The 22,509-nt window shown below is 69.9% G+C and carries 19 protein-coding genes and 1 pseudogene; 6 read left to right on the top strand and 14 right to left on the bottom strand.

Annotated elements, in window-relative coordinates; all coding sequences use genetic code 11:
• The first annotated feature begins 3 nt into the window (after nucleotides 1-3).
• Nucleotides 4-1,296 (top strand): LCP family protein, encoded by a 1,293-nt coding sequence (locus ABZU99_RS29270; protein ID WP_356048370.1) that lies wholly within the window; start codon nucleotides 4-6, stop codon nucleotides 1,294-1,296.
• Between the two features lie 97 nt (nucleotides 1,297-1,393).
• On the opposite strand, the gene ABZU99_RS29265 is transcribed toward ABZU99_RS29270, so the two are convergent.
• The gene (locus tag ABZU99_RS29265) at nucleotides 1,394-2,554 is read right to left on the bottom strand and encodes an acyl-CoA dehydrogenase family protein (protein ID WP_355950493.1); all 1,161 of its coding nucleotides are present in this window, start codon (nucleotides 2,552-2,554) and stop codon (nucleotides 1,394-1,396) included.
• A gap of 165 nt (nucleotides 2,555-2,719) precedes the next feature.
• Here ABZU99_RS29265 and ABZU99_RS29260 point away from each other — a divergent pair, with 165 nt between their 5' ends.
• The gene (locus ABZU99_RS29260; protein WP_355950490.1) at nucleotides 2,720-4,060 is read left to right on the top strand and encodes a UDP-glucose/GDP-mannose dehydrogenase family protein; all 1,341 of its coding nucleotides are present in this window, start codon (nucleotides 2,720-2,722) and stop codon (nucleotides 4,058-4,060) included.
• Nucleotides 4,061-4,119: 59 nt separating this feature from the next.
• Nucleotides 4,120-4,488 carry a VOC family protein gene (locus ABZU99_RS29255; RefSeq protein WP_356048368.1) on the top strand — a complete coding sequence of 123 codons (369 nt, stop codon included), beginning with the start codon at nucleotides 4,120-4,122 and terminating at the stop codon, nucleotides 4,486-4,488.
• A 62-nt stretch (nucleotides 4,489-4,550) separates the two neighbouring features.
• Here the strand turns inward: ABZU99_RS29255 and ABZU99_RS29250 are convergent, their stop codons facing one another.
• The 4 genes from ABZU99_RS29250 to ABZU99_RS29235 form a co-directional block, all read right to left on the bottom strand.
• Entirely contained in the window at nucleotides 4,551-5,978 is a 1,428-nt protein-coding gene (locus ABZU99_RS29250) for an alkaline phosphatase family protein (protein ID WP_356048366.1), read from the bottom strand.
• Nucleotides 5,979-6,162: 184 nt separating this feature from the next.
• Nucleotides 6,163-7,362: a dipeptidase gene (locus ABZU99_RS29245; protein WP_355950481.1), complete on the bottom strand. Its 1,200-nt coding sequence runs from the start codon at nucleotides 7,360-7,362 to the stop codon at nucleotides 6,163-6,165.
• A gap of 90 nt (nucleotides 7,363-7,452) precedes the next feature.
• Complete coding sequence (gene purE / locus ABZU99_RS29240) at nucleotides 7,453-7,977, bottom strand: 5-(carboxyamino)imidazole ribonucleotide mutase (RefSeq protein ID WP_355950479.1); 525 nt, start codon at nucleotides 7,975-7,977, stop codon at nucleotides 7,453-7,455.
• Entirely contained in the window at nucleotides 7,974-9,164 is a 1,191-nt protein-coding gene (locus ABZU99_RS29235; protein ID WP_355950546.1) for a 5-(carboxyamino)imidazole ribonucleotide synthase, read from the bottom strand. The genes purE and ABZU99_RS29235 overlap by 4 nt, the downstream gene beginning before the upstream one ends.
• Before the next feature lie 110 nt (nucleotides 9,165-9,274).
• Here ABZU99_RS29235 and ABZU99_RS29230 point away from each other — a divergent pair, with 110 nt between their 5' ends.
• Nucleotides 9,275-9,802 carry a GtrA family protein gene (locus tag ABZU99_RS29230; protein WP_356048363.1) on the top strand — a complete coding sequence of 176 codons (528 nt, stop codon included), beginning with the start codon at nucleotides 9,275-9,277 and terminating at the stop codon, nucleotides 9,800-9,802.
• Between the two features lie 19 nt (nucleotides 9,803-9,821).
• On the opposite strand, the gene ABZU99_RS29225 is transcribed toward ABZU99_RS29230, so the two are convergent.
• Together ABZU99_RS29225 and ABZU99_RS29220 are read right to left on the bottom strand one after the other, a co-directional pair.
• Nucleotides 9,822-11,072, bottom strand: coding sequence for an ATP-binding protein (locus ABZU99_RS29225; RefSeq protein WP_355950473.1), 1,251 nt, complete (start codon nucleotides 11,070-11,072; stop codon nucleotides 9,822-9,824).
• A gap of 22 nt (nucleotides 11,073-11,094) precedes the next feature.
• Nucleotides 11,095-11,772 carry a response regulator transcription factor gene (locus ABZU99_RS29220; RefSeq protein ID WP_355950470.1) on the bottom strand — a complete coding sequence of 226 codons (678 nt, stop codon included), beginning with the start codon at nucleotides 11,770-11,772 and terminating at the stop codon, nucleotides 11,095-11,097.
• A gap of 326 nt (nucleotides 11,773-12,098) precedes the next feature.
• Here ABZU99_RS29220 and ABZU99_RS29215 point away from each other — a divergent pair, with 326 nt between their 5' ends.
• Nucleotides 12,099-13,628 carry an oligopeptide:H+ symporter gene (locus ABZU99_RS29215; RefSeq protein ID WP_355950467.1) on the top strand — a complete coding sequence of 510 codons (1,530 nt, stop codon included), beginning with the start codon at nucleotides 12,099-12,101 and terminating at the stop codon, nucleotides 13,626-13,628.
• A gap of 330 nt (nucleotides 13,629-13,958) precedes the next feature.
• Here ABZU99_RS29215 and ABZU99_RS29210 read toward each other — a convergent pair.
• From ABZU99_RS29210 to ABZU99_RS29200, 3 genes and pseudogenes are all read right to left on the bottom strand, one after another.
• Nucleotides 13,959-14,234: pseudogene (locus ABZU99_RS29210) on the bottom strand (peptidase); the annotation flags it as partial.
• Between the two features lie 250 nt (nucleotides 14,235-14,484).
• On the bottom strand, nucleotides 14,485-15,000 hold the full coding sequence (locus ABZU99_RS29205; RefSeq protein ID WP_355950463.1) for an ATP-binding protein: 516 nt from the start codon (nucleotides 14,998-15,000) through the stop codon (nucleotides 14,485-14,487).
• A gap of 179 nt (nucleotides 15,001-15,179) precedes the next feature.
• The gene (locus ABZU99_RS29200; RefSeq protein WP_355950460.1) at nucleotides 15,180-15,548 is read right to left on the bottom strand and encodes an STAS domain-containing protein; all 369 of its coding nucleotides are present in this window, start codon (nucleotides 15,546-15,548) and stop codon (nucleotides 15,180-15,182) included.
• A 261-nt stretch (nucleotides 15,549-15,809) separates the two neighbouring features.
• On the opposite strand from ABZU99_RS29200, the gene ABZU99_RS29195 reads away from it, so the two are divergent.
• The gene (locus tag ABZU99_RS29195) at nucleotides 15,810-16,766 is read left to right on the top strand and encodes an RNA polymerase sigma factor SigF (protein WP_355950457.1); all 957 of its coding nucleotides are present in this window, start codon (nucleotides 15,810-15,812) and stop codon (nucleotides 16,764-16,766) included.
• A gap of 182 nt (nucleotides 16,767-16,948) precedes the next feature.
• On the opposite strand, the gene hutI is transcribed toward ABZU99_RS29195, so the two are convergent.
• The 4 genes from hutI to hutU form a co-directional block, all read right to left on the bottom strand.
• The gene (gene hutI, locus ABZU99_RS29190; RefSeq protein ID WP_356048360.1) at nucleotides 16,949-18,130 is read right to left on the bottom strand and encodes an imidazolonepropionase; all 1,182 of its coding nucleotides are present in this window, start codon (nucleotides 18,128-18,130) and stop codon (nucleotides 16,949-16,951) included.
• 41 nt (nucleotides 18,131-18,171) lie between these two features.
• Complete coding sequence (locus tag ABZU99_RS29185) at nucleotides 18,172-19,503, bottom strand: formimidoylglutamate deiminase (protein ID WP_355950543.1); 1,332 nt, start codon at nucleotides 19,501-19,503, stop codon at nucleotides 18,172-18,174.
• Between the two features lie 47 nt (nucleotides 19,504-19,550).
• Entirely contained in the window at nucleotides 19,551-20,738 is a 1,188-nt protein-coding gene (locus tag ABZU99_RS29180; RefSeq protein ID WP_355950540.1) for an allantoate amidohydrolase, read from the bottom strand.
• A gap of 101 nt (nucleotides 20,739-20,839) precedes the next feature.
• Nucleotides 20,840-22,498: a urocanate hydratase gene (hutU, locus tag ABZU99_RS29175; RefSeq protein WP_356048358.1), complete on the bottom strand. Its 1,659-nt coding sequence runs from the start codon at nucleotides 22,496-22,498 to the stop codon at nucleotides 20,840-20,842.
• Between the last annotated feature and the right edge of the window lie 11 nt (nucleotides 22,499-22,509).

Genomic DNA, 22,509 nt, shown 5'->3' with positions numbered 1-22,509 from the left:
TGCATGAGCGATTGGCCCCAGGGATGGACCGGCGACCGCAGCGGCCGGTATGGACGTGGCAGCAGCAGCGCCGAGCCCGAAGGGGCCCGCGCAATGCCCCAGGTCAGGCGCGCGGCGCCGGGTGCCGGCGGCCCGCCGCACCGCGGTGAGCCGCCGCTGCCGCCGGAGCTGTCCCCGCATGGGAATGTTCCCCGGCAGCAGCCCTCACCGGGCTATGACGACTATGACGATGGTTACAACACCGGCCGGGTCTACGGCAGCGGCGGACCGGGCGGCCCCGGCGGCCCTGGGCCGCGCCCGGCGCGGCCCAGGAACTGGAAACGCCGGATAACCGTCGGCCTGGTCACCCTGCTCGTTCTGCTGCTGGCCGTCGGCATCGGCACGTACTTCTGGGCCGACTCCAAGCTCCGCCGCGAGGTCAACCTGAGCAAGGTGGAGGACCGGCCGAGCGGCGGCAAGGGCACCAATTATCTGATCGTCGGCTCCGACAGCCGCGAGGGCCTGTCGGACGCGGCCAAGAAGAAGCTGCACACCGGCTCCGCCGACGGCCGGCGCACCGACTCCATGATCATCCTGCATGTCGGTGACAACGGGAACACCATGATCAGCCTGCCGCGTGACTCCTGGGTCACCATCCCGCCCTTCACCGGCCCGGACACCGGCAAGCGGTACAACCAGACGCAGAACAAGCTGAACGCGTCCTTCTCCATGGCGGGCCCCGAGCTCCTGGTCCGCACGATCGAGTACAACACCGGTCTGAAGATCGACCACTATGCGGAGATCGGCTTCGACGGCTTCGCCAAGATCGTGGACTCGGTCGGTGGCGTCGAGATCGACGTCCCGCAGGACATGAAGGAGAAGCACGCCGGCACGGACCTGAAGAAGGGCAAGCAGACGCTGGACGGCCAGCATGCGCTCGCCTTCGTGCGGCAGCGCTACGGCTTGGCGGGCGGCGACCTGGACCGCACCAAGAACCAGCAGAAGTTCCTGTCCGCGCTCGCCAACAAGGCCGCGACCCCCAGCACGCTCCTCAACCCCTTCAAGCTCTACCCGACGATGGGCGCGGGCCTGGACTCGCTGATCGTCGACAAGGACATGAGCCTGTGGGACGTGAAGGACATGTTCTTCGCGATGAAGGGCGTCTCCAACGGCGACGGCAAGCAGATGAACATGCCCATCTCCAACCCCGGCCTCTCCACCCCCCAGGGCAGCGCGGTGCAGTGGGACATGACCAAGGTCAAGCAGCTGATGGGCGAGCTGAAGAACGACGAGAAGGTCACCTTCTCGGGCAACTGATCCGCCCAGCACGCGGCACCCACGGAAAACGACCGCTGCCGGGCCCCTCCCCTGGGGCCCGGCAGCGGTCGTTTCGCTCGATACCTCGCCCCGCGGGCTACGGCAGGTTGCGTGCCATCACGATGCGCTGGACCTGGTTCGTACCTTCATAAATCTGGGTGATCTTGGCGTCGCGCATCATCCGCTCCACCGGGTAGTCCCGGGTGTAGCCGTAGCCGCCGAGCAGCTGGACCGCGTCGGTGGTGATCTCCATCGCGGCGTCGGAGGCGTAGCACTTGGCCGCAGCGCCGAAGAAGGTCAGATCGGAATCGACCCGCTCGGACTTGGCGGCCGCCGCGTAGGTGAGCTGACGGGCGGCCTCCAGCTTCATCGCCATGTCGGCGAGCATGAACTGGACGCCCTGGAAGTCGGCGATCGCCTTGCCGAACTGCTTGCGCTCCTGGACATACCCCTTGGCGTAGTCCAGGGCGCCCTGGGCGATGCCGAGGGCCTGGGCGGCGATGGTGATGCGGGTGTGGTCGAGGGTCTTCATGGCGGTGGCGAAGCCGGTGCCCTCGGCGCCGATCATCCGGTCGGCGGGGATCCGGACGTTGTCGAGATACACCTCACGCGTCGGGGAGCCCTTGATGCCCAGCTTCTTCTCCGGGGCGCCGAAGGAGACGCCCTCGTCGGACTTCTCGACGACGAAGGCGGAGATGCCCTTGGAGCGCTTCTCGGGGTCGGTGACGGCCATCACCGTGTAGTACTCGGAAACCCCGGCGTTGGTGATCCAGCGCTTGACGCCGTTGAGGACGTAGAAGTCGCCGTCGCGCACGGCCTTGGTCTTCATGCCCGCCGCGTCCGAGCCCGCGTCCGGCTCGGAGAGGCAGTACGAGAACATCGCGTCGCCCTTGGCGAGCGGGCCCAGGTACTTCTTCTTCAGCTCCTCGGAGCCGGAGAGGACGACCGGCAGCGAACCGAGCTTGTTGACCGCGGGGATAAGGGAGGAGGAGGCGCAGACCCGGGCGACCTCCTCGATGACGATCACGGTCGCCAGCGCGTCGGCGCCGGCGCCGCCGTATGACTCGGGGACGTGCACGGCGTGCAGATCGTTGGCCACCAGGGCCTCCAACGCCTCCTGCGGGAAGCGCCCTTCTTCATCGACCTCCGCCGCGAAGGGGGCTATCTTCGCCTCGGCGAGCGAGCGGACCGAGTCGCGGAGCATGTCGTGCTCCTCGGACGGCCGGTACAGGTCGAAATCATTTACCGAGGACGCCAAGGCCTTCTCACTCCCCTGAGTGCTAACTACCGTTAAGTAACTGAATTCTAGGGGCGGCGCCTCGACAGGTACAGGTGAGCTTGCTGACAGACTCGGCGGAGCCTGCCGCGCCGTCCCTACTATGCTCAGGCTGCGCACCTGACCGAACGCCTTCTGGAGCACCGCATGGCCCTCAAGATCACCGTGATCGGCACCGGCTACCTGGGCGCCACGCACGCCGCGGCCATGGCCGAGCTGGGCTTTGAGGTGCTGGGGCTGGACATCGTGCCCGAGAAGATCGAGATGCTCTCGGCGGGCAAGGTGCCCATGTACGAACCGGGCCTGGAGGAGCTGCTGCGGCACCATGTCCGGGGCATCGAGGGCTCGACCGGGCGGCTCCGCTTCACCTCCTCCTACGAGGAGGCCGCGGAGTTCGGTGACATCCACTTCGTCTGTGTGAACACCCCGCAGAAGCACGGCGAGTACGCGTGTGACATGAGTCACGTGGACTCCGCCGTGGAAGCGCTCGCCCCGCATCTGCGCCGGCCGGCGCTGGTCGTCGGCAAGTCCACGGTGCCGGTCGGCAGCGCGGACCGGCTCGCGGCCCGGCTGGCCGAGCTGGCCCCGGTGGGGGCCGACGCCGAGCTGGCATGGAACCCGGAGTTCCTGCGCGAGGGCTTCGCCGTCCGGGACACCCTGCACCCGGACCGCATCGTGGTCGGGGTCGCCGGTGAGCGGGCCGAGAAGCTGCTGCGCGAGGTGTACGAGACGCCCATCGCCGAGGGCGCGCCCTTCGTGGTCACCGACTACCCGACCGCCGAGCTGGTGAAGACCTCGGCGAACTCCTTCCTCGCGACGAAGATCTCCTTCATCAACGCCATGGCCGAGGTCTGCGAGGCGGCGGGCGGCGATGTGGTCAAGCTCGCCGAGGCCATCGGCTACGACGAGCGGATCGGAAAGAAGTTTCTGCGGGCCGGAATCGGCTTCGGCGGCGGCTGTCTCCCCAAGGACATCCGCGCCTTCATGGCCCGCGCCGGTGAGCTCGGCGCGGACCAGGCGCTGACCTTCCTGCGCGAGGTCGACTCGATCAACATGCGGCGCCGCGGCCATATGGTCGAGCTGGCCCGCGAGGCCGTCGGCGGGAGCTTCCTCGGTAAGCGGGTCGCGGTGCTGGGCGCCACCTTCAAGCCCGACTCGGACGACGTACGGGACTCCCCCGCGCTCAATGTGGCCGGCCAGATACAGCTCCAGGGCGCCCAGGTCACCGTCTTCGACCCGAAGGGCATGGACAACGCGCGGGCCCTCTTCCCCACCCTCGCCTACGCGCAGAGCGCCCAGACCGCGGCGCGGGGCGCGCACGCGGTGCTGCATCTGACCGAGTGGCGCGAGTTCCGTGAGCTGGACCCGGCGGCCCTCAGCGACGTGGTCGCGGTGCGCCGCATCCTGGACGGGCGCAACGCACTCGACCCGGACCTCTGGCGCGAGGCGGGCTGGACCTACCGCGCCCTGGGCCGCCCGCTGGCCTGAAGGACCCGGTTCATGCCTCGCCGCACGGTCAACCCGGGACCGGACTGTGAGGAGGAGCCATGGCCGTTGCCCATGTGAAGGTCATCGTCATCGACTGCCCGGATCCCACCGCGCTCGCCCGCTTCTACCAGCAGGTGCTGGGCGGGGAGATCGAGAACGAGGGTCGGCGCTGGGTCGATCTCCATCTGCCCGACGGGGCGCGGCTGGCCTTTCAGGAGGCGCCCGGCTTCGTGCCCCCGACCTGGTCTCCGGAGCACAGCTCGCTGCAGCAGCATCTCGATCTGGGTGTGACGGACATCGAGAGCGCACAGGAACGGGTGCTGGCGCTGGGCGCCCGGCCGCTGGATCTGGATGACGACGGCGGGAAGCGGGACTTCCGCGTCTACGCCGATCCGGCGGGGCATACCTTCTGCCTCATTCGCCCCTGAGGCTTCTCCGCCCCCGCCGGAAGGCGTCCGGCGGGGGCGGAGGCGGGGCAGGGGACGGGGACTCAGCGGCGTGGGCGGGAGCCGGGCTCCTGCCGCGGCGGGGTCTGGTCCTTGCCCGGCAGGGTCGGCTCCGGGAGGGTCTCGACCTCCTTCTTCGCCTTTTCCAGCTGCTCGGCGGTGTCATCCGGCAGCCGCGGCGGCTTCGGCGCGGCCTGCGAGAAGCCGAAGGCCGAGGTGAGGTCGCCGAAGGTGCGGCGGCGCCACTGGCTGATGTTGGGCTCCTCCACTCCGGTGAGCCGCTCCAGGAACTGCAGCACCGAGGTGTGGTCGAACGCCTGGCCCGCGGCCCAGCCGCCCACGGTCCAGGGCGAGACGATGAGGCAGGGCACCCGGAAGCCGCCGCCGATGGGCAGGCCCTGGACGTACTCGTCCACGGTCCCGGGCCCCGGGACGGGCGGCGGGACGTGGTCGAACAGCCCGTCGTTCTCGTCGTAGTTGAGGATGAAGGCCGTCTTGCGCCACACCTCGGGGTTGTCGGCTATGGCCTCGATCTTGGAGGCCACGTAGTCCGCGCCGGCGGCGGGCAGATAGTCCGGGTGCTCGGACTGGGTGGAGGTCGGGATGATCCAGGAGACGGTCGGCAGCCGGTCGTTGCGGGCGTCGTCCTCGAAGGTCCCGGCGGGGCTCACGGTCATGCCGCGGTCGTACAGCGGATCGCCCGGCTTGGCGTCCCGGAACCGCTGGAACTGCTCCAGGAGGTTGCAGCCGTAGTCGTCCTCCTCCTGGTAGACCTTCCAGCTGATCCCGGCCTTCTGGAGGCGCTCGGCGTAGGTCGTCCAGCGGTACGGCTCGGGCGCGGTGTTGTCGAGGACCGGGCCGCCCCGGGCGCCGCCCGGGTCGATCGTGCCGGTCATCCAGTACAGGCGGTTGGGCCAGGTGGGCCCGAAGACCGAGCAGAAGTAGTTGTCGCAGATGGTGAATGCCTCGGCCAGCGCGAACTGGAACGGGATGTCGTCACGGGTGTGGTAGCCCATGACGTACGGACCGTTCTTGCCGTCCGCCTTGCGGTGGGCGGGCAGCCACTTGTCCATGGCCCCGTTGTTCCACGCCTCGTGCTGCACCGACCAGGCGTGGCTGGTGGAGGGGATCGCCTGGGCGCTGGTGGAGTGGGTGTCCAGGTGGAACGGCAGCAGATAGCCGTTGGGGTTCTCGGCGTCCGGCTGGTGGAAGACGGACTTGCCGGTGGAGAGGGTCAGGGCGTCCGGGTCGGCGAACCCGCGCACTCCCTTGAGGGTGCCGAAATAGTGGTCGAACGAGCGGTTCTCCTGCATGAGCAGGACCACATGCTCGATGTCGTGCAGCGAGCCCTGGCGCGGCGGCCCCGCTGCGATGGCCTGCTGCACGCTCTCCGGCAGCAGATTCAAGGCCGCGCCGGCACCGAGCGAGCCGGCGGCGGCCCCGAGGAGTCGGCGGCGGGTGAGATCGGGCATATCGCCCCTTTCCCTCTACCTACATGAGAGATCGTCAGACCGCTTACGACTCTCTCGTCACGAGGGAAAGGGGAAGAGGCGAATTGGATGAACGATGCATCAAGGCATCGCAAAGCTCTTATGCGGCGGTAAAGGAACCGTCTGGAACACCGGCACCGGCACCAGCACCGGCACCGGCACCGGGTCAGCTGTGCGCGGCCTCGTCCAGCTGGTCGATCGTCGCGATGGACGGGCCCCGGGACGCCCGCAGCCCGCGCGCCGCGTCCTCGGCGGAGCGCAGCGTACGGACCGCGTTCTGCCAGGTCAGCTTGGCCAGATCGGCCGGCGACCAGCGGCGGTCGAGCAACTCGGCGATGAGGTTGGGGTAGCCCGCGACATCCGCGAGGTCCTCGGGGGTGAAGGCGGTGCCGTCGAAGTCCCCGCCGATGCCGATGTGGTCGATGCCCGCGACCTCCCGCATATGGTCGAGGTGGTCGGCGACGGTCGCCGCGGTGGCCATGGGGCGCGGGTTGACCGCCTCGAAGGCGCGCTGGACCTTCATCGCGGCAGGGGTCATCTCCAGCGGATACAGGCCGTGGGCCCGCATGTTCTCGTCCGCCGCCGCGGTCCAGGCGACCGCCTCCGGCAGCACGAACTTCGGCACGAAGGTGACCATCGCCACGCCGCCGTTGGCGGGCAGCAGTTCCAGCACATCGTCCGGGACGTTGCGCGGATGGTCGCAGAGGGCGCGCGCACAGGAGTGCGAGAAGACGACGGGCGCCTCGGTCACCCGGAGCGCGTCGCGCATGGTGTCGGCCGAGACATGCGAAAGGTCGACGAGCATGCCGAGCCGGTTCATCTCGCGGACGACCTCCTCGCCGAAGCGGGTGAGGCCATGGGCCTTCGGCTCGTCGGTCGCCGAGTCCGCCCAGGGGACGTTGTCGTTGTGGGTGAGCGTCATATAGCGCACCCCGAGGGCGTACAGGGCGCGCAGGGTGGCCAGCGAGCTGTTGATGCTGTGGCCGCCCTCGGCGCCCATGAGGGACGCGATCCGGCCCTCGGCCCGCGCCGCCTCCATGTCGTCGGCGGTCAGCGCGGGGCTCAGCTCGTCCGCGTGGCGCTCGGTGAACCGCCGGACGACATCGATCTGCTCGAAGGTGGCGCTGACCGCCGTGTCGCCGCTGTAGTGCGAGGGGACGTAGACGGACCAGAACTGCGCCCCGACGCCGCCCGCCCGCAGCCGGGGAAGGTCGGTGTGCGTGTGCTCGCTCAGATCGGCCGCGATGTCCCGCCGGTCGAGGTCATAGCGGACCTGTTCGCGCAGGGCCCAGGGGAGGTCGTTGTGGCCGTCGACGACGGGGTGGGCGGCCAGCAGTTCACGGGCTCGGGCGAGACGATCGGTCATGGCCACATCTTGCAATGGGACATGACCGAAGTCACGCGCCGTCAGTTCACTTGCCGCTCACCCGGGCATCGCTTGCCGGTGACCCACTGATCACTTGCCGAAGCCGAAGGAGTCCGCCCCGTCGACCTTGGCGCGCAGCCGCTTGCCCTTCTCGGTGGCCTGCGCGTTCAGCTCGACCTGGAACTCCCGCATCCGCGCCTGGAGCTCGGCGTCGTGCGCGGCCAGTATCCGGGCGGCGAGCAGCCCCGCGTTACGGGCTCCGCCGATGGAGACGGTCGCCACAGGCACACCGGCGGGCATCTGGACGATCGAGAGCAGCGAGTCCATGCCGTCGAGGTACTTCAGCGGCACGGGCACGCCGATCACCGGCAGCGGAGTGACGGAGGCGAGCATGCCCGGAAGATGGGCGGCGCCGCCCGCGCCCGCGATGATCGCCTTGAGCCCGCGGGGCGCCGCGTTCTCACCGTAGGCGATCATCTCCTGCGGCATCCGGTGCGCCGAGACGACATCCACCTCGTACGGGATCTCGAACTCGTCGAGGGCCTTGGACGCTTCTTCCATGACGGGCCAGTCGGAGTCGGATCCCATGACGATGCCGATCGCAGGAGCGCTCATTCGGTGATGGTCCCTCGGAGGTAGTCGGCGGCATGGCGGCCGCGCTCGCGCACGTCGGCCAGGTCGTCGCCGTAGGTGTTGACGTGGCCGACCTTACGGCCGGGCTTCACATCCTTGCCATACATATGGATCTTGAGCGCTGGGTCGCGCGCCATGCAGTGCAGATACGCCGCGTACATATCGGGGAAGTCGCCGCCGAGGACATTGGTCATCACGGTCCACGGGACGCGCGGGCGCGGGTCGCCGAGCGGCAGATCGAGCACGGCGCGCACATGGTTGGCGAACTGCGAGGTGACGGCGCCGTCCTGGGTCCAGTGGCCGGAGTTGTGCGGGCGCATCGCCAGCTCGTTGACCAGCAGCCGCCCGTCGCGGGTCTCGAAGAGCTCGACGGCGAGATGGCCGACGACCCCCAGCTCCCCGGCGATGCGCAGCGCCAGCTCCTGTGCCTGGGCGGAGAGCTCCTCGGGCAGTCCGGGGGCCGGGGCGATGACGGTGTCGCAAACGCCGTCGACCTGGATCGACTCCACGACGGGGTAGGCGACGGCCTGGCCGTGCGGGGACCGTACGACGTTGGCGGCGAGCTCGCGCGCGAAGTCGACCATCTCCTCGGCGAGGACCGGCACTCCGGCGCGGAACGGATCGGCCGCCTCCTCCGTGCCGCGGACGACCCACACCCCCTTGCCGTCGTAACCGCCGCGCACGGTCTTGAGGACGACGGGGAACCCCTCGCCCTCGGCCGCGAATCGCCCGACGTCCTCCGGGTCCGTCACGATGCGGTGGCGAGGGCACGGCACACCGGCCTCGCGCAGCCGCTCGCGCATCACGCCCTTGTCCTGGGCGTGCAGCAGGGCCTCCACACCGGGGCGGATGACGACACCCTCCGCCTCCAGGGCGCGCAGATGCTCGGCCGGGACATGCTCGTGGTCGAAAGTGACCACATCACAGCCTTGTGCGAACGCACGAAGGGTGTCCAGGTCGCGATAGTCGCCGATGACGACATCGCTGACCACCTGGGCCGCCGAGTCCTGAGGGGTGTCACTGAGCAGCTTGAACCTGATGCCGAGGGGGATGCCCGCCTCGTGGGTCATACGGGCGAGCTGGCCGCCGCCGACCATGCCGACTACCGGGAATGTCACCCTCCCAGGGTAACGTCCGGCCCCGACCGCCCCTGACCTGCATTGGAGGATCCTCCAGTTATCCACACCACCGCGTGTCCGCGCCCTGCGAGCGGCGGGCCCGGCCGCTGGTTAGCATGGGGTGGTTGACTTTGCCGACCGGACGGGGCTGAACGATCACCATGAGTGAACGGCGCATGCTCGGCGGGCTGTCCACCCGAGTGGGGCAACTGGCCCGTGAGATCACGAAGTTCGGGGTGGTCGGGGGCGCCGGCGTCTTCGTCAATCTCGCGGTCTTCAACCTGGTCCGCGGCCTCACCGAGCTGCCCGTGGTGCGGGCCAGCATCGTGGCGACGGTGGTCGCCACCGGCTTCAACTACGTCGGATACCGGTACTTCACCTACCGGGACCGCGACAAGCAGGGGCGCACCAAGGAGCTCAGCCTCTTTCTGCTGTTCAGCGCGGTCGGCCTGGTCATCGAGAACGGGGTGCTCTACACGGCGACGTACGGCTTCGGCTGGGACAGCTCGCTGCAGAGCAACATCTTCAAGTTCCTCGGCATCGGCATCGGCACCCTCTTCCGCTTCTGGTCCTACCGGACCTGGGTGTTCCGGGCGCTGCCCGCCCGAAAGGCCGTGGAGCGTGCCGAATCCTTCCTCTCCGAGGCGCCGCCCGCCCAGGCCACCCGTAAGCAGCCGGTCAGGAAGTAGCCGGTCAGGAAGCAGCCGGTCAGGAAGGATCGGAATCCTCGCTCTCACGGCTGAGGAAGAGCGCGAAGACCGGCGGATGCCCCTGCAGCAGCTCCAGACGGCCGCCGTCGGCCTCCGCCAGATCCCGGGCGACCGCGAGTCCGAGCCCGGTGGAGTTCCGCCCGCTGACCGTCCGCTCGAAAACCCGCGCGCCGAGGTCCGACGGCACTCCCGGCCCCTCGTCGGAGACCTCGACCACCGCCTGGTTGCCGGTGACCCGGGTACGCAGCGCGACGGTGCCGTCACCGTGCATCAGCGAGTTCTCGATCAGCGTCGCGAGCACCTGGGCGACCGCGCCCGGCGTGCCGACCGCCCGCAGCCCCTTCTTCCCCGAGCGCACGATGGCGCGGCCCTCGCTGCGCGAGGCCGGGCGCCACTCCTCGATCTGCTGCTTGACCACCTCGTCCAGATCGAAGGCGACCGCGGAGCCCGAGCGGGGATCGCGCGAATTGGTCAGCAGCCGCTGGACGACATCGGTGAGCCGCTCGACCTGGCCCAGCGCGATCGTCGCCTCCTCCTTGACCGTGTTCAGATCGTCGGTGAGCGTGATCTCCTCCAGCCGCATGGACAGCGCGGTCAGCGGCGTACGGAGCTGATGCGAGGCATCGGCCGCCAGCCGCCGCTCGGCCGTGAGCATCCGGGCGATCCGCTCGGCGCTCGCGTCCAGCACATCGGCGACCCGGTCCAGCTCCGGCACCCCGTAGCGGCGGTGGCGCGGCCGCGGGTCCCCCGAGCCCAGCCGCTCGGCGGTCTCGGCCAGGTCGGTGAGCGGTGCGGAGAGCCGGTGGGCCTGGCGTACGGCGAGGAAGACCGCGGCGACCACGGCCAGCAGCGCCACCGCGAGGATGATCAGCATGGTGCGGCCGATCTCCCGGCTCACCGTGGAGCGGGACGCCTCGACCCGCACCGTCTCCCCCTGCTCGCCCGGCTCCTCGGCGGAGATGATGCTGCCGGTGGGGCGCTTGCCGATCTCCACGTCCCGGTGGTCCGGGAGCGTGATCCGGGCGTAGCGACCGGGCTCGATCTGCTCCCGCAGCACCTTGGCGGTGACTCCCTCGCCGCCCAGCAGCCTGCTGTCGACGATGCTGACCAGCCGCACCGCGTCCGAGCGCACGCTCTCCTTGGCGCTGTTCTCGATGGTCCGGGTCTCCACGATGACCAGCGACAGGCCGAAGACTGCGATGACGACGAGCACCACGGCAAGCGTGGAGTTGATCAAGCGACGGCGCATGGCCCTACCGTGTCAGCCCTCGTCAGCTTTTCTCGAATCTGAAGCCGACACCCCGCACCGTGGCGATGTACCGGGGGTTGGCCGCGTCGTCGCCGAGCTTCTTACGCAGCCAGGAGATGTGCATGTCGAGGGTCTTGGTGGAGGACCACCAGGTGGTGTCCCACACCTCGCGCATCAGCTGATCGCGGGTGACGACCCGGCCGGCGTCCCGGACCAGCACACGCAGCAGATCGAACTCCTTGGCGGTGAGCTGGAGCTCCTCCTCGCCCATCCAGGCGCGGTGCGACTCGACGTCGATCCGCACGCCGTGCGTGGCCGGCTGCTGCTGGGTCTCGACCGCGCCGCGCCGCAGCAGGGCCCGCACCCGCGCGAGCAGCTCGGCGAGCCGGAACGGCTTGGTCACGTAGTCATCGGCGCCCGCGTCCAGCCCGACCACCGTGTCCACCTCGTCCGCGCGGGCGGTGAGCACCAGCACCGGGAAGCCATGGCCCTCCGTACGGAGGCGACGGCAGACCTCCAGTCCGTCCATCCCCGGCAGGCCGAGATCGAGGACGAGCAGATCGACGCCTCCCTGCAGACCGGCGTCGAGCGCGGTGGGTCCGTCCTCCCGCACCTCGACCTCGTAACCCTCACGGCGCAGGGCGCGAGCGAGCGGCTCCGAGATGGATGCGTCATCCTCGGCGAGCAGTACTCGGGTCATGGGGTGATGGTAGTCCGCCGCGGTTGGCGCACGGGGCGCGCACGGGACCACGGACGGAGCACGAAGGAGTGCGCACGCCGTCGTGAGCTATCTCTCACTGCCTCCAAGTTTGTCAAGAGGGTGTCGTATGGTGAGACAAGGTCTGTAGCACTCCCTCCGGGACCTTTGGTGGCTGGACGCGCCGAAGGTCTCTGTCGTGTCCGGCATCGGACAGAGTCGGCAGTCGGCACCACCGGCCCGGCCCCGCCCGGCGCTCAGTCGCTCAGTCTCCCCCCGGGCGCTGCCCCGCGCGGCAGCGCACCCTGAGCACACAACAAGGAACCACCATGGTGTCCCCCCTCACGAAGGGCGCATCCGCGCAGGCAACCCCTGAGAGCGGCGGCAAGACCTTCTTCGGCCACCCCCGCGGTCTGGCCACACTCTTCATGGTCGAGATGTGGGAGCGGTTCAGCTTCTACGGCATGCGAGCGCTTCTCGTCGTCTATCTGATCTCCGGCGGCCCTGACGCCGGCAGTGGCGGCCAAGGCGGCGGGCTGGGGATGACCCAGGGCAACGCGGTGGCCATCTACTCCGTCTATCTGGCGCTGGTCTATCTGCTGGCCATGCCGGGCGGCTGGTTCGGCGACCGAGTCTGGGGGCCGCGCAAGACCGTGGTCATCGCGGCCGGCATCGTCATGGCCGGACATCTGGCGCTCGCCGTCCCCGGCCAGGCGACGTTCTTCGTCGGCCTCGCCCTGGTGGCTCTCGGCTCCGGTCTGGTGAAGGCCAACATCTCCACCATGGTCGGCCAGCTCTACGACGGTCCGCAGGACCCGCGCCGCGACGGCGGCTTCACCATCTTCTACATCGGCATCAACCTCGGTGCCTTCGCCGCGCCGCTGGTCATCGGCACCGTCGGCCAGTCCTACAACTGGCACCTGGGCTTCGCTCTGGCGGCGCTCGGCATGGCGCTGGGCCTGGTCCAGTTCCTGATCGGCACCCGCCACCTGAACCCGGAGAGCAGCGTTGTCCCCACTCCGCTGATGACCGAGGAGCGCCGCTCCTGGCTGCGCAAGGGGATGATCTGGACGATCGTCGCCGCGGTCTTCTACACCGGCGTGGTGCTCAGCGGCAGCTGGACCCTCAACTGGGTGCTGATCCCGATCACCATCCTCGGTCTGATCATCCCCACCGGGGTGCTGATCAGGATCAAGCGCGACCGGGATCTCTCGGCGGTCGAGCAGACCAAGGTCAGCGGCTACATCTGGTTCTTCGTGGCCGCCGCCGTGTTCTGGATGATCTACGACCAGGGCGGCTCGACGCTGTCGGCCTTCGCCGAGACCAAGACCGCGGGCTCGGCCTTCGGGATGCACTTCCCGTCCTCGTGGTTCCAGTCGCTGAACCCGCTGATGATCATGGCGCTGGCCCCGGTCTTCGCCTGGCTGTGGCTGTGGCTGGCGCGGCGCGACCGGGAGCCGAACACCACGTGGAAGTTCGCGATGGCCCTGGTCCTGATCGGTGCGTCGTTCTTCGTCTTCGTCCTGCCGATGGGGATGGCCCAGGACGGCACCAAGGTCAGCCCGCTGTGGCTGGTGTCGATCTACCTGATCCAGACGACGGGCGAGCTGTGCCTGTCCCCGGTCGGACTCTCGGTGACCACGAAGATGGCGCCGGCGAAGTACGCCAGCCAGATGATGGGCGTGTGGTTCCTCGCCGTGACCGCCGGTGACTGCGTTACGGGCCTGCTGTCCATCGCGGGCGTCGACCTGAGCGGTGTCGGCGTGATCGGCCTGGAGGCGGCCATGGCGGCGCTGGCGGGCTTCGCGGTCTTCATGTACCGGAAGAAGGTCGTGGCGCTCATGGCGGACGTGCACTGACGTCACTCGTCTCGCGAAGGCCCGGCGCGTCTGGCGACGCTGTTGGTCAATTCGGGCCTTGGTTGCTTCGCCCCGTCGTCATGCGGCGGGGCGAAGTGCTGCCACCGGGCTGGTGCGAGTGCGGGCGTGCGGTTTGCCGGTGAGCTGGTGCTCACCGTCCCGGACTCGGCGCCGCCGAGCTTTATGAGCGCCCTGGGGTGCACGGCGCCTTGGGGCGCATGGCGCCTTGGGGTACACGGCACCCTGGGGTACACGGCACCCTGGGGCGCACGGCACCCTGGGGTACACGGCACCCTGGGGTACACGGCACCCTGGGGCGCACGGCACCCTGGGGTACACGGCACCCATGCCGAGCTCAACGGGGCTGGACGAGACGCCTTTCGTGAAGGACATCGTGGGCTTGTAGCCGTTGCCGCTCGGGGTGCTCGTGATGTCCATGGGCCGATACGGCACCCTGCCGCCGATCGGGGTTTTGCACCGGTAGTCGACATCGACGGTGGTGGCGTGCGCCGCGGGCGCGGTGAGGAGGGCCGCGGAACCGGCCACGGCCACGGTGAGCGTGAGGGCGCCGCCACGGCCGGCCGTGCGGCGTTGGGTGTGCGACACCACGGGATTCCCGCTCGTCAAGCGCCGCAGCCGCAGGTAACTGACGGCACATCAGATCGGACGCTGACAGTACGCCGGGGACCTTGTCGAGGGAAGACAAAGAACGCGCCGGATCGGCGCGCGGCGGGTGATGGCAGGGCTCACCGGAGGGACGGCCGCGGCGGCACGGCGGATCAGCCGGCCCCTACGGGGCGGAGCACGGCCCTACGGTGTGGAGCGCACGGGGAGCGAGGGACCCCGGCCGTGCTCTTCAGCCGGGGGCGGCCAGCTCCGCCCAGACCGTCTTGCCGGATTCGTCCGCGTTCCGCACGACGCCCCAGTCGAGGCACAGCCGCTGCACGATGAACATCCCGTGCCCGCCGGGCCGCCCGGCGCGGTGCGGGGTGCGCGGCGCGGGCGTGCCGGCGCCGACGTCCACCACCTCAAGGCGGAGCACCTTCGCATTGCAGCTGACGCGCAGCTCCTCGGGGCCGTCGGCGTGCAGGCACGCGTTGGTGACGAGCTCGGAGACAACGAGCAGGACGTCCTCCGCCGCGGCCCGCTGGTCGGCGGTCGCGGCCGGAAGCCATCCCCAGTCGCGCAGCGCCTCACGTGTGAAATCCCGGGCGCGCGGCACGGCACCGCTGGCTCCGACCAGATGGAGCCTGCGGACCTGGCTGATCCGCCCGGCGGAGGGAGTGGCCGGTGGGGTGGCCGAAGCGGAGGCGGCAGGGCCGTCCGAATCCGGGCCGCGGTCGCCCGGCGGGTACGGCCGCGTGGTGCTCATCAGCGCTTCACCTCACCGATTCACCCATTCAGGGACAAGGAATCCTGATCTCAACAGTTTCAGCCTGTCTCCTGCCCGGCCAAAGCGTGAGAACACCCACTTCTTCGACCCCACTGATGTGACGCGGGCAACGCATCGGTGACCTGCCGATGACACGCCGGAAACAGGAGTGACGGATATCACTCGGCAAGCGCCGCGTCGAGCGACTCATGGACCGTGAAGACGGCCTCCGCGCCCGTGATCTCGAACACCCGGGCGACGATCGGCTGCATCCCGGCGAGGTGGACACCCCCACCCTCGGCCTCGGCCTTGAGACGGGCACCGAGGAGGACATTGAGGCCCGTGGAATCGCAGAACTCCAGCTTCGAGCAGTCCACCACCAGCCGGACACGTCCCGCCTCCACGCACTTCTCCAGCGGCTCGCGCAGCACTTCGGCGGTGTGGTGATCCAGCTCACCCGCCGGTGTGAAGACAGCACTCGACCCGTGGTGCCGAACCTCGACCTGGAGTCGGCCCTTGCTGGCACTGCCGACCATCCCGCGGTCCATCTGCGCACCTCTTTTGGTGTCTCGTTGCTTTCGATTGCGCGGATCGAACCCTAGCCTTCTACCCGCGATTCCGGTAGCCGAACATTTCGCATAGTTCGGCAAATTCGTCAAATATGGACAACGCGGACTTGCCACGCGGTAGTCAATACAGGTAGGCGTAGTAGCGACCACAACCGAACCGTACCGGCCTTGGAGGCGCCGCTCACCGGAGCAGCACGTTATGGCACCGGCAGCCATATGCCGAGAACGATGGAGGAGACTATGTCACCCCAGCTCGACGACTCGCGTACCGAACCGTCTTGGAGTACCCGGACCGCCGCATCGTCGACCCCCGTACCCGAACAGTTCGTACCCGAGGTGGACGTCCAGGCGGTGGCCGGACACTCCCTCGATGAACTGCCGGAACTGTCTGATCTGCCCGATCTGCCGGAGATTCCCCCACATGAGACGGTGGGCCCGGTAGACGCGAGGGCTCTTTCGAAGACCCTCTTCGAACGTCTCGAGGTGCTGGAGGAAGGCACCCACGAGTACGCCTACGTCCGCAACACGCTGGTCGAGCTCAACCTGGCACTCGTCAAGTTCGCCGCCTCCCGGTTCCGCTCCCGCAGCGAGCCGATGGAGGACATCGTCCAGGTCGGCACCATCGGCCTGATCAAGGCCATCGACCGCTTCGAGATGGGCCGGGGCGTCGAGTTCCCCACCTTCGCGATGCCGACGATCGTCGGCGAGATCAAGCGCTTCTTCCGGGACACCAGTTGGTCCGTGCGCGTGCCGCGGCGGCTGCAGGAGCTCCGCCTCGACCTGGCCAAGGCCGGCGACGAACTGGCGCAGCGGCTCGACCGCGCCCCCACCGTCGGTGAGTTGGCCAAGCGGCTGGGCATCACCCCCGCCGAGGTCGTCGAGGGCATGGCCGCGAGCAACGCGTACACCGCGAGCTCGCTGGACGCCCAGCCCGACGAGGACGACTCCGAGGGCGCCCTGGCCGACCGGATGGGCTATGAGGACCACGGGCTCGAAGGCATCGAGTACATCGAGTCCCTGAAGCCGCTCATCGCGGAACTGCCCCCGCGTGACCGGCAGATCCTCTCGCTGCGCTTCGTCGCGAACATGACCCAGTCGGAGATCGGCGAGGAGCTGGGCATCTCCCAGATGCACGTCTCCCGACTGCTGTCGCGCACCCTCCGTCGGCTCCGCAAGGGGCTCACGATCGAGGAGTAACGCCTCCGCAGACGGATAAGGGCCCGCCCCCACGTCGCCGGGACGGGCCCTTATTCGCGTCCCTTACCCGGTCCCTGCCGTGCTGGTCGCCGGTGCCGGGTCCACAGCCCCCGGCCAGGGCAACACCCGCTGCGGCGACACGCCTCGTCATGCTCTCATCGCCGCCCCCGTAGATCTGATGATCAGAGGAGAGTGCCGCCCTGCCAGACGGCCGAGACCAGCGGAACGCCGGGGCGATAGGCGAGATGGACATGGGACGGGGCGTCCAGCAGCGCCAGATCGGCGCGGGCGCCGGGCGCCACCTGGCCCACATCGGTGCGGCGCAGTGCCTGGGCCCCGCCGGCCGTCGCCGCCCATACGGCCTCATCGGGGGTCATCCCCATGTCCCGTACGGCCAGGGCGACGCAGAACGGCATGGAGCTGGTGAAGGACGAGCCCGGGTTGCAGTCGGGCGAGAGCGCGACCGTGACGCCCGCGTCGAGGAGACGGCGCGCGTCCGGATACCTCGCGCGGGTGGAGAACTCCGCGCCCGGCAGAAGCGTGGCCACCGTCTCGCCCTGGGCAAGGGCGTCGATGTCGTCGTCGGTCAGATGGGTGCAGTGATCGGCGGAGGCCGCGCCGAGCTCCACGGCGAGCTGCACTCCGCGGCCGTAGGAGAGCTGGTTGGCGTGGACCCGGGGGATCAGCCCGCGCGCCTTGCCCGCGGTGAGGATGGTGCGGGCCTGGTCGCCGTCGAAGGCGCCCTGCTCGCAGAAGACATCGATCCAGCGGGCGTGCGGGGCGCAGACGTCCAGCATCGGGCCGGTCACGAGATCGACATAGGCGGCGGGATCGTCGGCGAACTCGGGGGCGACGATATGCGCACCCAGGTAGGTCACCTCGTCGGTGTGGGCACCGGCGATGGTCAGGGCGCGGGCCTCGTCCTCCGAGGTGAGGCCGTAGCCGGACTTGATCTCGATCGTCGTGGTGCCCTGGCGGCGCGCCTCGGCCACATAGCGGCCGACGTTGGCGTGCAGCACATTGTTCGAGGCGGCCCGGGTGGCGGCGACGGTGGTGCGGATTCCGCCGGCGCTGTAGGGACGGCCCGACATCCGGGCGTTGAACTCCTCGGTCCGGTCGCCCGCGAAGACCAGATGGGAGTGGGAGTCCACAAACCCCGGGATGACGGCGCGGCCGCCCGCGTCGACCCGGTTGTCGGTGCCCGGGACCTTGCCGGACTCACCGACCCAGGCGATGTGGTCGCCGTCGATGACGACGGCCGCGTCCCGGACCAGCCCGAGAGGGCCTTCACCGAGGGAGGGGTCGTTGGTGACCAGGCCGGCGATATTGGTGATGGCGGTCGTCGTGGGGCTCGCGGTCGTCATCGTGGGGAGGTTCTCCTTCATTGCCCGCGGCGGACGGATGCTCAGCCATGGAGAGCTGCGATGGATTCGGTCAGCGCTTCGGGGACGCGGGGCACGAGCTGATGGGCGCCGTCCCGGACGACATGGCGGCCGCCGACCACGGTGTGCCGGACGTCGGCGTTGGTCGCCGCGAACATGGCGATCTCGGCGCCCAGCCGGGGCGGCGGCCCGGCCGTACGGACCGAGTCCAGCGCGATCGTGGTGAGGTCGGCGAGCGCACCCACGGTGATGCGGCCCGCCTCCTCGCCCCAGCCGAGCGCCGCATGGCCGTCGAGGCTGGCGGCGCGCAGCAGCTGGGGGGCCGTCCAGTGGCCGCGGGTGCGGCTCTGCAGCCGCTCGCCGAGCTCCATGGCCCGGGCCTCTTCCAGGATGTCGATCACGGCGTGGCTGTCGCTGCCCAGGGAGAGCGGGGAGCCCGCGCGCTGCAGCTCGGCGGCCGGGCCGATGCCGTCGGCCAGGTCCCGCTCGGTGGTCGGGCACATGCACACGCCCGTGGACGAGTGGCCCAGGAGCCGGATGTCGCCGGGGGTGAGATGGGTGGCGTGCACAGCGGTCGTGCGCTCGCCCAGCACCCCGTGGTCGGCCAGCACCCGGGCGGGGGTGAAGCCGTATGCCTCCACGCAGGCGTCGTTCTCGGCGGTCTGCTCGGACAGATGGACATGGAGGGGGGCCGCCCGGTCCTCGGCCCAGCCGGCGACGGTCCCCAGCTGATCGGCGGGAACGGCCCGCACCGAGTGGACCGCCGCGCCGATGCGGGTGGTGCCGTCGTCCTTCAGCGCGGAGACGCGCTCGGCCCAGTCCTCGGCGGTCCCGTCGGAGAACCGCAGCTGGTGCTGGTCGGGGCCCGCGCCGAAGCCGGAGGACAGATAGCAGGTGTCGAGCAAGGTGATCCGGATCCCTGCCTCGGCCGCGGCCGCGATCAGCGCCTCCCCCATGGCGTTGGGGTTGCTGTAGCGGGTGCCGCCGGGGCCGTGGTGGAGATAGTGGAACTCGCCGACGCAGGTGATGCCCGCCAGGGCCATCTCCGCGTAGACGGCGCGGGCCAGCTCGAAATAGCTGCCCGGGGTCAGCCGGTCGGCGACGGCGTACATCACCTTGCGCCAGGTCCAGAAGGAGTCCGGCGCCCCCGGCCCGTGGTTCCGGCCCTGCTTCGCCGCGCTTCCGGCCTGCACAAAGCCGCGCAGTGCCCGGTGGAAGGCATGGCTGTGCGCGTTGGCCAGGCCGGGGATCGTCAGACCGTGCAGGGAGACCGAGCCGGGGGGCGGTACGGGGCTCCCGGGCCGCACCGCCGTGATCCGCCCGTCGTTCGCGGCGACGATGACGACATCCGCCATCACCCGCCCCTCCAGCCACGCGTACTCCGCCCAGTAGGTCTGCGCCGCTAGTGACACGCCAGGCCCTCCAGTACATCCGCGAGTGCGGCCACACCGGCGAGGCAATCATCCTCGCCCGCCGTCTCCGCGGGTGAGTGCGAGACGCCGGTGGGGTTCCTTACAAACAGCATGGCGGTCGGAACGCAGGCGGACAAAATGCCCGCGTCGTGTCCGGCGCCGGTGGGCAGCACCGGAACCCCGCCCAGCAGGCCCGACACCTGGTCACGCAGGCCGTGGGCGAATTCGACGACCGGAGTGAAGGACTCCCGGGTGACCCGGACGTCCACCCCGTCGCGCCGCCCGCGCTCGACGGCGGCGCGCTCGATCTCGCCGACGACGGCGGCCAGCGTCTCCTCGTCGGCGGCGCGCGAGTCCAGCCAGCCGCGTACCAGGCTCGCGATGGCGTTGACCCCGTTCGGCTCGACGCTGACCTTGCCGAAGGTCGCCAGCGCCCCGGCGATCCGGGCCTTCTTACGGGCCGCGAGCACGGTGTTGGCGTAGGTGAGCATCGGATCGCGGCGGTCCTCGATCCGGGTCGTCCCGGCGTGGTTGGCCTCGCCGTGGAAGTCGAACCGCCAGCGGCCGTGCGGCCAGATCGACGAGGCGACGCCCACGGGGTCCTCGGTGTCGGCGAGGGCGCGTCCCTGTTCGATATGCAGTTCGACGAACGCGCCGATGCGGGCCAGGCGCTCCGGGTCGGGGCCGATGGCCTCCGGGTCGTACCCCGCGCGCTCCATGGCCTGCGGAAGGCTCACCCCGTCGCCGTCACGCAGCGTATGCGCCTGCTCGACGCTGAGCTGCCCGCTGGCCAGCCGGGAGCCGACGCAGGCCGGCCCGAAGCGGGCGCCCTCCTCGTCGCCGAAGTTCACGATCGCGAGCGGCTTGGCGGGGCGCGCCCCGCGGGCCCGCAGCTCGTCCAGGGCGGCGAAGGAGGAGACGACGCCGAGCGGGCCGTCGAAGGCGCCGCCGTCGGGGACCGAGTCGAGGTGCGAGCCGGTCACCACGGCGCTTCCGGCCGTGGGGTCGCCGAGCCAGGCCCATTGGTTGCCGTTGCGGTCGGTCTCGTAGGTGAGGCCGCGGGTTTCTGTCTGGGCCTTGAACCAGGCGCGGCAGTCCGCGTCGGCCTCTGTCCAGGCGTAGCGGCGGTAGCCGTTGGTCGTTGTGCTGCGGCCGATGGGGGCGAGGTCGCGCCACATCTCGTGGAACGACGGGGTTTCGTTGGCGGGTGCGGGCCGGTGGGTGTGTTGTGCCCGCCCGTCCCGCCCCGCGGGGCGATTGCCCGCGAAGCTGCCCTCGCTCACTGCGACTCCCGCATCGGGATGCGGACCTCGCGGTCCCGGGCCACCTCGTCCGCGCGGTCGTAGCCCGCGTCCAGGTGGCGGATGACGCCCATGCCCGGGTCGTTCGTCAGCACCCGGCGGATCTTCTCGCCCGCCAGCGGGGTGCCGTCGGCGACCGTGACCTGTCCCGCGTGGATCGAGCGGCCCATGCCGACGCCGCCGCCGTGGTGAAGGGAGACCCAGGAGGCGCCCGAGGCGACGTTGACCATGGCGTTGAGCAGCGGCCAGTCGGCGATCGCGTCCGAGCCGTCGAGCATGGCCTCGGTCTCGCGGTACGGAGAGGCCACCGAACCGCAGTCCAGGTGGTCCCGGCCGATGGCCAGCGGCGCGGCGAGCGTGCCGTCGGCGACCATCTCGTTGAAGCGCTCGCCCGCCTTGTCGCGCTCGCCGTAGCCCAGCCAGCAGATCCGGGCGGGCAGGCCCTGGAAGTGGACCCGCTCCCCCGCCATCTTGATCCAGCGGGCCAGTGACTCGTTCTCGGGGAAGAGGTCGAGGATGGCCTTGTCCGTGGCCGCGATGTCCTTGGGGTCGCCGGACAGCGCCGCCCAGCGGAAGGGGCCCCTGCCCTCGCAGAACAGCGGCCGGATGTAGGCGGGGACGAAACCGGGGAAGGCGAAGGCGCGCTCGTAACCCGCGAGCTTGGCCTCGCCGCGGATCGAGTTGCCGTAGTCGAAGACCTCGGCGCCCGCGTCCATGAAGCCGACCATGGCCTCGACATGCTCGGCCATGGCCTCGCGGGCCCGCTGGGTGAAGTCGGCCGGCTTCTCGGCGGCGTAGGACGCCATCTCGTCGAAGTCCACACCGATCGGCAGATACGACAGCGGGTCGTGGGCGCTGGTCTGGTCGGTGACGATGTCGATCGGGGCGTTCATGGCGAGCAGCTGCGGAACCAGCTCGGCCGCGTTCCCCAGGACGCCAATCGACAGGGGCCGCCTGGCGTCGCGCGCCTCGACGGCCAGCTGAAGAGCATGGTCCAGGCCGTCGGCCCGGACATCCAGATAGCGGTGCTCGATGCGGCGCTCGATGGCGCGCGGGTCGCAGTCGATACAGATAGCGACGCCGTCGTTCATGGTGACGGCCAGCGGCTGGGCGCCGCCCATGCCGCCGAGGCCCGCGGTGAGCGTGATCGTCCCGGCCAGGGTGCCGTTGAACTTCTTGGCCGCCACGGCCGCGAAGGTCTCATAGGTGCCCTGGAGGATGCCCTGGGTGCCGATGTAGATCCATGAGCCCGCGGTCATCTGGCCGTACATGGTCAGGCCGAGCGCCTCCAGGCGGCGGAACTCCTCCCAGTTGGCCCAGTCCCCGACCAGATTGGAGTTGGCGATCAGCACCCGCGGCGCCCACTCGTGCGTCTGCATCACGCCGACCGGACGGCCCGACTGGACCAGCATGGTCTCGTCCTGCTTCAGCGTCCGCAGCGTACGGACCATGGCGTCGAAGGAGCGCCAGTCGCGGGCCGCCTTGCCGGTGCCGCCGTAGACGACGAGCTTGTCGGGGTGCTCGGCGACCTCGGGGTCGAGGTTGTTCTGGAGCATCCGCAGGGCGGCTTCCTGCTGCCACCCCCGGGCACTGAGCTCCGTACCGCGCGGTGCCCGTACGGGTCGCGGACCTGACATGGGCCGTGCCT

The organism is Streptomyces sp. NPDC005266, from assembly GCF_040607655.1.
GTDB lineage: Bacteria > Actinomycetota > Actinomycetes > Streptomycetales > Streptomycetaceae > Streptomyces.
The sequence above is the reverse complement of the archived record's forward strand: the minus strand, read 5'-3'. Positions and strand labels throughout refer to the sequence as shown.